Genomic DNA, 8,941 nt, shown 5'->3' with positions numbered 1-8,941 from the left:
CATCACAAGGTGTCCACCTATTTTGGTGGACACCTCATGCATCAGAGCACTCAACAGCAAAAGGTGCGGGGAAATTCGCGCTTACCCATGATGGACTGGACGGATCGGCATTGTCGCTTCCTGCATCGCCAACTCACGCGCGGCGCGCTGCTTTACACCGAGATGGTCGTTGCTGATGCCGTGATCCATTGCGATCGCCAGCGCCTGCTCGGCTTCGATCCGGGCGAGCATCCGGTCGCGCTGCAACTCGGCGGGTCCGAGCCGGCGAAGCTGGCGGAGGCCGCACGGATCGGCGAGGGTCTTGGCTATGACGAGATCAACCTCAATGTCGGCTGCCCGTCAGATCGCGTGCAGTCCGGCACGTTCGGCGCCTGCCTGATGCGCACGCCGGTGCTGGTCGGCACCTGTGTCGCCGCGATGAAGCAGGCGGCGGCCATCCCCGTTACCGTGAAGTGTCGCATCGGCGTCGACGAGCAGGATCAGGAGATCGCGCTCGATGCCTTGGCTGATGCAGTCTGGACTGCCGCCGCTCGACTATGACCGCGTCTATCGGCTGAAGAGAAGAACCCGGATCGCTTCATCGGTATCAATGGCGGCATCCAGACTCGACGAGGCCATTCGCCATCTCGACCATGTGGACGGCGTCATGCTCGGCCGCGCGGCCTATCACCGCTGCGATCTCGCCTCCTGCCTCGCGAATGACGCCGATCATCCATTCCCGTCCGATCACCGTCGCCCCGATCAGGCCCCACCGAAGTCCCGCCATCTTCCTAGCTCCCCGCTTTCCGGCCAAAGTCAGGCACTCCGCGTACTTGTCGTAGGCGCTGCGCATGGTGAAGAAGCGGAGTTCGACCTTCTTGGCAAGGAATCGTCGTGCCGCGCGAACCATTCCTTCAGATAGGGAAGATTGAGATGGACGTCGAGCGCCGCCCGGTTGGTCCAGTTCTCGTAGAAGTAGAAGACATTGGGGCATCGTCGCTGGCCTCCTCGGTCTCCTGCGAAAACGCGGGTGCTGCCCACTTCTCTGTTTGGGCTGTTGTTCGGCTCACGCTCGTTGTAAATCTCACTGGCGAATGAATCTGAATGCATTGTTATGAGTTGCATCCTGCAATTTTTGATCGTCCGCTGTCGTGATGCCTACGGTAGCTACGCCAATGTCGTGGACAGTCTGGTATCGACTCGCTCCTCGTTAACGGGCGCATAAGTAGCGTTACCGCGCAAGGTATCGCACGGCTGTTCTGCCCGGGAGAAAGAAGTATCCACTTCCGCGAACAGTCACGAAATCACGCATCCCCTTCAGATAGAGTGGTCCTGTCGCGGTCGGGATGGTGAGTTGATAGGCTGTCCCCGGATACCCAAGAATTGGATCGAATTCCTTCTCCAAACCGTGGAAGCTCGGCGCGCCCGCCCAGACTTGCTGTACGAACTCAAACTGGCGTTCAATGTCCGCATTAAGGCACATGAACATCAAGCCCGGTCTTTTCGATTCGGTTACATCTGCCGAATAGGGTCGACCAACTCGATAAATGCGATGCTTGTTGCTGATGGAAAGCTGGACAGTCGATCCCGGATCGAAGCTTTCGCGCGGATTCGCGCGCCGGATATGAGCGCCGAACGGGCAACGGAGACCGCGCGGATCTTCCTTGCCGAATAGAAATTCGTTGTCGGGACGCGCCGAAGCCCGAGCGGCGGTGCCGGGTGCGAAAGGATAGCGTACCAGCGAGGTTCCATCCTTCCAGCGCCCGACCATCTTGGCTGGTATCCACTCATCAAGTGGAGCTCGCAAATTCGGCGGTATTCGCGGATTGCCGGTCAGGGCGTTAGCCGCCTCGGCGATGAAATCATTAAAGCTTTGGACATCCTGTTCCAACTGCCGGACAACGAGGAAGGTGCCATTCCGTCCCAAATCGCGCCTGTCCAAGGTCTGCGGCGTGGAAAAGTCCGGGCGCTGCCGAAACGGATCGAACCCTACAGAGGGCAAGAGATTCTGTGGATCGTCTCCAGCCGCCACGGACGCAGTTGGCGGCAGGTAGCCTAGGTTGTCAGGATATCCGACGATGAATTCGCCGGGAGAGACCAGATGGATGCTTTCCTTGGTAAGTTGCGCCTGCGGTGTGCCGCGGATGATAGGTTGCGACACGCCATCGACAAACCCAAAGGGCTCTGTCACATTGGGCTCTCGAGGCTCTTGCCGATATGGGTCCTGCGATCCAGCTGGGATTGTCGAAAGAGGCAGCTCGTACGCAACCTCGATTCCGTCCAATTCTTCCCTATGCCGCGTCACTCGCCCATTCAGACGATCTTGGGTATCCGCGTAGATCAGCATTATCGCGTCGGCTCGGTTTTCCGGGCCGTTGCCCCACCACCACTCGTCGGGAGCGTCAATGTCAACATCACCGAGCGCGCGTGCACGCCAAGGCGCATCGCTGCCATGTTGGAAAGGGACGGGAAATGTCTCGAGATCTTGCTTAGCTAGTCCGAGGCCAAGAAGCCCCGTTTGCGATAGCCCAACAACCAGCGCCTCCTTCACCAGTAGAGAGTCGCCGTAACTTATGTCGTTTTCGATTTTCGCAAGCCAAGATCGGTTTCGGCGGGGATCCACAGTGAACCGTAGGATTAAGCAAGTTGCGAAACCCAACCTTTTCAGACCTCCGAACACTAGCGTGGGAATTTCGCGCGATTCCAGCGCGTCTGGAGGTCTCGGGGCTGAGCCAAAGCATGACAGCCAGTCAGCAGCATCTGCCTCCGTTAAAGCCTGAATGAAGCCTTGCCGAATGGCCGCATTGGTACGGATTCGCGCCAATGTGAATGAGGGGTAGGCCGTGTACCAGGTCCGCGAGGGATATTGTTGTCGGCGAGTCCACCGGCGTAGGCGATCACCATCCGCTGCCCCTTGTCCGAATAGGTTGGACGTTTTGGGAAATCCTACGGTGTTGCTCCATATTCCGGTGACGCCCTGGTGTGCCTCTTCGACGAAGTTCTCGAGGTAGCTTTCCCAGGCGCCGTCGAAGTTTGAATAGAAGAAGAGAGTATTCGTGCCGGGCAGCAGTATCCAACGGGCAAAATGGATAACCCCAGTAGGTCCGAGGAAGCTCGGCCTAGAAAAATGCAGTGCTAGTTGTCCTGCGACCCAAAGACCTATGCGCAGAGTAAATCGGCGAAATGGCCCTCCCTTCATTGTCGATGCGGCAGCGAGATGATTTTGGGCCGTGAAGTTTTCACGTTCCATGAAGGTCTTTACGTCTTTTGCGGACGGCGGACGATCATCAGGGAGGTCTGAATGCTCCTTGCGGCGAAACCAAAGGTAAGAGACGCCGAACATCAGTGCTAAGACAAGCACAAACAGCCAGAATCCAGTTCCCAAGCTGTCAAAAATCCAACCTGCCGCTGACGCCGCCAGCGCAATTAAGAGGAACGGCCAGAACAGGCTGGCAATCGCCGACAAAATGATCGGCGGTACGGCCTTCCAAGGATTAGGTGCCGCACGAAGTGAAGGCGCTGGCGGAAGCGGCTCCTCGAAGACCCACCGAAGTTTCTCGAGACTCGGATCAGTTTTAACTTTGCTGCGTATGAAGTTGAGTGTTGCAAGGGCGGAAGTTGAAGGTGGATACGCCTCCAGAATATCCGAAGCGATCCGAGCAAGCTGAGCTTCTTTGACAATACGTGGCACCGACATTTCTGGGCTGCCGTCGAAATTGACGCCAGGGGTCGAGAACCAGCCTTGGCCGACACCATGATGGTGTCGCCTCAGGAAGTCGCCCAGGGGCATGCCGCGAATACTTACATGCGCCTTGTCCAACACTTCCGTGAGGATTGGAGCAATTGCTCGTGCGAGCCGGTTCAGGACCGACTCGACCGGGCCGTCCGCGGACAGTTCGAGAATAACAAACGCTTGTGGGGCATCATCGCCGTTGAAGACGCTCATACTCAAAAAGTGCACGAATGATTCTCGGTCGAGCGGTATGGCGAGTTTTGGGCTGGCAGGGTTTCCGATACCGTCGAGGCACAACTCGACTTCCTTTACGAATTTCTTGTCGAAAGGGATTGCCACAGTCACGAACGAATGAATGGTTGTGGCTTCTACGCGCGTGTGGCCGTTGCTCATATGCTGACCCCAAAACATCGACTACCGGCGAGTGAAACGGCGAACGGAAACCGATATTGACCCCACGCTTCCGGTATATGCGCTGCGGCAGACTGTACTATATAAACAGCCGCGTCAAATTATCAATCTTTCCATCATGCAACGAAGCTTACGCGCGGGAGGATATATTCGCGAATTACGTCAGGCTTCCGTGGGCGGAAATAGCGGTGAAGGCTGCTCGCCACACCTAGTGTATGTTATTCCGAATCTGGAAATGCTATCCTGAAACGGGAGTTCGATCGAATCGGTGTGTTGCAACGCTTGGGGGCTAAGATGAATTACCGGATTGTGTTCGCGCTGATCGGTTTGCTCCTAGCAACTGCGGCGGAAGTGGCCGGAATTTCCTGGTGGCTGTACCAAGTTGACCAAGGACGACCCCTTGTAGGTTTCTTGGCGCTCATAGCTGGAGAGGCTATCGAGTTGTCAGTCTTGGCAGGACTTGTCGTGGCCAATGCTCGTGAGAAGCCCGAGCAGATTGAGAGACCAGTGTCGCTGCTAGCGAAGTTAGCCCTGATTATCTTTTCTGAGTCCCTTCTTTGGGTTTTATGGCTGACACTGATCCCACAAATTGGATTTGTTGCTGCCTTGATCGTTTTACTGGCGCTTATGCACTTGAAGCATGCGGCTGCAATCGCTGTGTATGCCGAGAGTTCGTTGTCAGCAGAACTACTCAGCCCCTGGGATATCATAGCCACGGTGTTGGAAGTGGGCGGCGCCGCAGCGTTCTACCATTTTTTCTTTGCGAACCAAGCCGCGGTCGGCATCGCGATCCTAGCCGTTTGTATCTCAATCGAACACTCGCTGCAGATCGTCGCTGCGAGTAGCTCAAGCAAGAGGGCGGCAAGTGCAGGCGACAAGCGTCGACCTTTTTCGTAAATGGCTTCTAGCAAGATTGGAGAAGCGTCATGGGCGACCGCATGCTCCAACTAGGGGCAAAGTACGCACGATTGAAGTTCATCCGGCGATCTGGGGTCAACGCTGATCGCAAGGTGATCCGGTATCGTTCTTGTCGCCCACCTGAGGCGGCACTGCGCGGCCGGCTACGCGACCTGGCCAACGAGCGCCGGCGCTTCGGCTATCGGCGGCTGTTCATTCTGCTCAGGCGCGAAGGCGAGGCATCGGGTATCAACCGCATCTACCGGCTATACCGCGAAGAAGGACTGGCCGTGCGCAAGCGGCGCTTCAGGCGCCGAGCGGTAGGAACGCGGGCACCGATCCTGGTCCACGCGAAGCTGAACGCGCGCTGGTCGCTGGCGTCCATGATCAGTTCGCCTGCGGCCGGCGCTTCCGCGTCCTCAAAATCGTCGACGACGTGACGCGCGAATGCCTGGCTGCGATCCCGGACACCTCGATCTCCGGCCGCCGGGTGGCGCGTGAACTGACGGAACTGATCGCCCGGCGCGGCAAGCCGGGCATGATCGCCTCTGACCACGGCACCGAGTTCACCTCGAACGCGATCCTCGCCTGGTCGAAGGATCATCAGGTGGAAATGGCACTTCATCGCGCCGGTCCCCGATAGGCATTTTTGGATGATTGGCCGCATAGTGGCGTTCCATGCCTTCTCGCCGGCTCTCACTAACCTATTGCTCGCCGAGTGTGTCTTCAACGAAAGCCACCCTTCACCAAGGAAGGATTTGGCGTGATGGCCGCTACGGCACGTCTACAGGATATCGTCAATTGCAATTTTGCGCCTGGCCAGGACCCGGTCGTCATCAGTATGCATATCGCTAAGCTCGGCTGACATACCTGGGAAAGCTGATTACTATGCCGATGAAATTGGGAGGAAGTAAACATGGATGCGCAAGCCGTAGGCGTGCAAATCAACAGTACGCTATTTTGGATTGGTGGGGGTGTAATTTTCTCAGCCGCACTGCTTGCAATAATCACGAATAGGGCAGTGTCAACCGGGCATAGCCTGATGATCGCGATCGGCGCGGCCGTGGTGCTTGTGCCGTACGTAAGCAACTTCGAGTGGTCTGACAAAAGCATCAAGTTCACTACTCGGCTGGAATCGGCTGCACTCACCCGAAGCGTTGCAGACACTGCACAAAACGAGGTCCAAGTCCGCAGTCAGATCACCGAACTCGCTGCGGCGCTTAAAGCGGCGACGGATCGTATCGCTGCCCTCGAAGCAAGTACCGGTCAAGGCAAAGGCACGCAAAACGGCGGGCTAACCGGACCGACGCTGGAGGAGTTCATGAAACAGAACGATTGGGCGAAGGAAAATGCTCAGAAGCGCTTCGATAATCTTCTGGGATTAGAACAGCAACTGACCCGCCCCGCAATGTAGGCCTGCGTATCGGCCTCTTTGTGTTTCGGCGTGCAATTTTGACCCCCTAAGGCGGGGAATCGGCGTCCAATTTTGACCCCCCCTGGTTGATGGCGATCTGCGACCATCCGCTTGCCTCGGCGAGCGGATGGAGGGGGATGAAGTCGGTGGATACGATTGCCCGTGGTCGGCGCGCTTTTTACGGTAAGCGGGTAGCTGATGCCGTTCAATCGGCATTTTCGATGATCCGAAGAATGATGAGCAGCGAAATTATCATATCAACCATTACCCAGATGCACTGGACCATTGTTGAGCTCGACGGGGCACGTTTTGAGCTCCTCACGTCGCACAGGCCTGCTGTGATGTCAAAACAGCTAAACCTGCCAGATTCGCACATTCTGCTTCCGGTAGGTCCCCATCGTTTGTTTGTCGCTGTCCACAATCGGGATCATTCAAATTGGCTCCGCAGCCACTCTCATGAGGAGTTGGTTATGATGATCAACGAACAAGTTCTCGGAGGCGCAAACCAATTGGTCTATGGGAGCGATGAAACCCAGACTGAATTTGTTTTCGACCGTCTCGGGAAGATGCGAAGTCTATCTCGCCTTGAGCAGGTGCAGGAGGATTTTAAGAGAAGAAAGAATATGGCCATGTGATGCGAGCGGCGCAGGATGGCTCCCACTGGAATTCATTCTACCCTACAAAGTCGCCACCGTGCCTCGGCCAAAGGTGACACTCTGGGGCGTGCATTATTTCAAAAATATGCCGCTGGAAGAAACAGGCTGAAGCCGATCAGGAAGCTCGCACCGACGCAGTACGAGGGCCGTGTACGAGTTCTCATAGCGTGTATCGAGCGTCCACCAGCAAGCGATTTTAAAAAACGCAGAACGCATACGCAGTGGGTGGCCCAGAGGCGATGTGGACAACCTGGCGAAGAGTACTTTGGACGCAATGACCCAGGCCGGAGTGTGGGTAGACGACGAACAGGTGGTCGGTGTGCGCTGCACCAAAAAATATTGTGAAATCAACGAAACAAGGGTGATATACGGAGCTATGAAGCGGTGTACGTGAAGGGGCTAGCCACTACGGACAGACGTGCTCACAGACGGCGTTAACGATTTGTGAGGACAAAAACCCTTGTCAGACAACGGATATTGGCCTAAATACAGACCACGCTGCTGACGAGTGAAAAACAGCGGGCCTGCCAGAAATGGTTCTGCGGAGTGCAGACGTAAGAGAATTCTCGTACAGGCCTCCGGGCCAAAAGATAGCCCCTTCGGGGGCTATTTTTTTGGCCGGATGATAGGCAACTCCCTAACAACCTTCGACACCAGCGTGGGCATGCTGATGGACGGCAGCTGCTTCGGAAACACAGCACGCTCGTGCGCGCTTTGCACGAACATGAAGGCGTCGTACTTGTTGGAGTTCGAAGGCTTCATCGAGAAGAACGCCACGTAGGGGCCGGTGCAGCCGGGCATGTTGGTCAAGACAAGATAATTGTCCTTCAAGCTGAAGTGCACCTTCCCGTTGGCCGATGCACGGATCATGTCGGGCAGATGCGCCGACAAGCCGTGCCGCGTCGTGCAAAAGCACCGAATGTCGCCATTGTAATTGACCTGGTGGTCAATAGGGTCGGCAGCCTGCCATTCGCGCGTGAAAGTGTGGGAGCCGAAACGCACGTGCACCTTGTACGAGGGCGCCCCAGGGGTCTGAGGCGCCACCGTCATTGTGAACGGGTTCAGGTGCTGAAGGGGGTATGCCACCCCCTGGATGCGTTTCGTGCCGTACATGGCGTATGCGGGCTCCAGTCACCCCTGTTCATCAGGCTTGGGCAGGCCTAGCGCCGTCTGCGATTGCGTTTCGTCGTCCTCGGCTTCCCCTAGCGGTGCCTGACCAAGCCCCTTGTAGGCCGCTGGCGCGAAGTCCTCGCCAATCAGCCAGTAACCCCAGCCAGGCAAATTCACGAACTCGTCGCGCATCCGCCAGAGTATGGTGCCAATGGCCTTGGGCGGATCGACGCCGGCCACCGGAATGCCTTTCAACTCCAGCGCATCGACCATTTCGTTGCGGGTCATGGGCTTCTGCCGTTCGGTGAGGATCTGCGTCACCACCTGTGACATCCTCTTTCTCGGTAGGTTTCTGCTAGGGCGGTCGGTCGTGGACGGCGGATGACTGCGGAGCGGGGTGAAATCGAACAAGCGCCTGCGCTTTCCAGCTGGAGGCATCGATGCGGCCTTATCCCCCACCGCTTCAAAAAGCTTTTCAGCTTCGCCTTGCTGGTCCTCCGCGATCACGTCCTCGATGCCGTACTTCTGCAAGAGGGACACCAGCAGGTCGATTTCCTCGATCCTCTTCCGGTATTCCTCTTTCTGAAGCTGAAGCTTCTCAAAAAGCGTCGCCATGACCCTGTGTCCCGTTGCAGTTGCGGCAACATATAAGGCCAGCACTCATAGGACGCAAGCCATGATCGGGAGAATCGCGCGGGTTCCCGTATTTTCAGGGTTTCTTGAAAGTTGAGTTATAGAAAT

8 protein-coding genes and 2 pseudogenes are annotated in these 8,941 nt (G+C 56.7%); 6 read left to right on the top strand and 4 right to left on the bottom strand.

The window, feature by feature from the left end:
- Window positions 1-87 precede the first annotated feature (87 nt).
- Window positions 88-670: pseudogene (locus NKI67_RS31905) on the top strand (tRNA-dihydrouridine synthase); the annotation flags it as partial.
- Between the two features lie 125 nt (window positions 671-795).
- Here the strand turns inward: NKI67_RS31905 and NKI67_RS31900 are convergent.
- Together NKI67_RS31900 and NKI67_RS31895 are read right to left on the bottom strand one after the other, a co-directional pair.
- A complete protein-coding gene (locus tag NKI67_RS31900; protein WP_352648834.1) occupies window positions 796-1,089 on the bottom strand; it encodes a putative quinol monooxygenase in 294 nt (97 codons plus the stop codon).
- 121 nt (window positions 1,090-1,210) lie between these two features.
- Window positions 1,211-4,105 (bottom strand): Dyp-type peroxidase, encoded by a 2,895-nt coding sequence (locus NKI67_RS31895; RefSeq protein ID WP_352648832.1) that lies wholly within the window; start codon window positions 4,103-4,105, stop codon window positions 1,211-1,213.
- A gap of 312 nt (window positions 4,106-4,417) precedes the next feature.
- Here NKI67_RS31895 and NKI67_RS31890 point away from each other — a divergent pair, with 312 nt between their 5' ends.
- From NKI67_RS31890 to NKI67_RS31870, 5 genes and pseudogenes are all read left to right on the top strand, one after another.
- Window positions 4,418-5,020 (top strand): hypothetical protein, encoded by a 603-nt coding sequence (locus tag NKI67_RS31890; RefSeq protein ID WP_352648830.1) that lies wholly within the window; start codon window positions 4,418-4,420, stop codon window positions 5,018-5,020.
- Window positions 5,021-5,115: 95 nt separating this feature from the next.
- Window positions 5,116-5,652, top strand: a pseudogene (locus tag NKI67_RS31885) (DDE-type integrase/transposase/recombinase); the annotation flags it as partial.
- Between the two features lie 284 nt (window positions 5,653-5,936).
- Window positions 5,937-6,434 carry a hypothetical protein gene (locus NKI67_RS31880; RefSeq protein WP_352648828.1) on the top strand — a complete coding sequence of 166 codons (498 nt, stop codon included), beginning with the start codon at window positions 5,937-5,939 and terminating at the stop codon, window positions 6,432-6,434.
- Between the two features lie 146 nt (window positions 6,435-6,580).
- The gene (locus tag NKI67_RS31875; protein WP_352648824.1) at window positions 6,581-7,069 is read left to right on the top strand and encodes a DUF4238 domain-containing protein; all 489 of its coding nucleotides are present in this window, start codon (window positions 6,581-6,583) and stop codon (window positions 7,067-7,069) included.
- Window positions 7,070-7,283: 214 nt separating this feature from the next.
- A complete protein-coding gene (locus NKI67_RS31870) occupies window positions 7,284-7,484 on the top strand; it encodes a RusA family crossover junction endodeoxyribonuclease (protein WP_352648838.1) in 201 nt (66 codons plus the stop codon).
- Between the two features lie 212 nt (window positions 7,485-7,696).
- Here NKI67_RS31870 and NKI67_RS31865 read toward each other — a convergent pair whose 3' ends face one another.
- Window positions 7,697-8,203 carry a YjaZ family protein gene (locus NKI67_RS31865; RefSeq protein WP_352648822.1) on the bottom strand — a complete coding sequence of 169 codons (507 nt, stop codon included), beginning with the start codon at window positions 8,201-8,203 and terminating at the stop codon, window positions 7,697-7,699.
- Window positions 8,204-8,221: 18 nt separating this feature from the next.
- Window positions 8,222-8,815 carry a hypothetical protein gene (locus tag NKI67_RS31860; RefSeq protein ID WP_352648820.1) on the bottom strand — a complete coding sequence of 198 codons (594 nt, stop codon included), beginning with the start codon at window positions 8,813-8,815 and terminating at the stop codon, window positions 8,222-8,224.
- Window positions 8,816-8,941 lie beyond the last annotated feature (126 nt).

The sequence above is a fragment of the Mesorhizobium sp. M0408 genome (assembly GCF_040321495.1).
Taxonomy (GTDB): domain Bacteria; phylum Pseudomonadota; class Alphaproteobacteria; order Rhizobiales; family Rhizobiaceae; genus Mesorhizobium.
This window is presented reverse-complemented; position numbering and strand designations above follow the sequence as displayed.

Bases quoted from the DNA above. Each gene is read 5' to 3' on its own strand.
- NKI67_RS31900 (WP_352648834.1), bottom strand. From the start codon at position 1,089: ATGCATTCAGATTCATTCGCCAGTGAGATTTACAACGAGCGTGAGCCG.
- NKI67_RS31895 (WP_352648832.1), bottom strand. From the start codon at position 4,105: ATGAGCAACGGCCACACGCGCGTAGAAGCCACAACCATTCATTCGTTC.
- NKI67_RS31890 (WP_352648830.1), top strand. From the start codon at position 4,418: ATGAATTACCGGATTGTGTTCGCGCTGATCGGTTTGCTCCTAGCAACT.
- NKI67_RS31880 (WP_352648828.1), top strand. From the start codon at position 5,937: ATGGATGCGCAAGCCGTAGGCGTGCAAATCAACAGTACGCTATTTTGG.
- NKI67_RS31865 (WP_352648822.1), bottom strand. From the start codon at position 8,203: ATGTACGGCACGAAACGCATCCAGGGGGTGGCATACCCCCTTCAGCAC.
- NKI67_RS31860 (WP_352648820.1), bottom strand. From the start codon at position 8,815: ATGGCGACGCTTTTTGAGAAGCTTCAGCTTCAGAAAGAGGAATACCGG.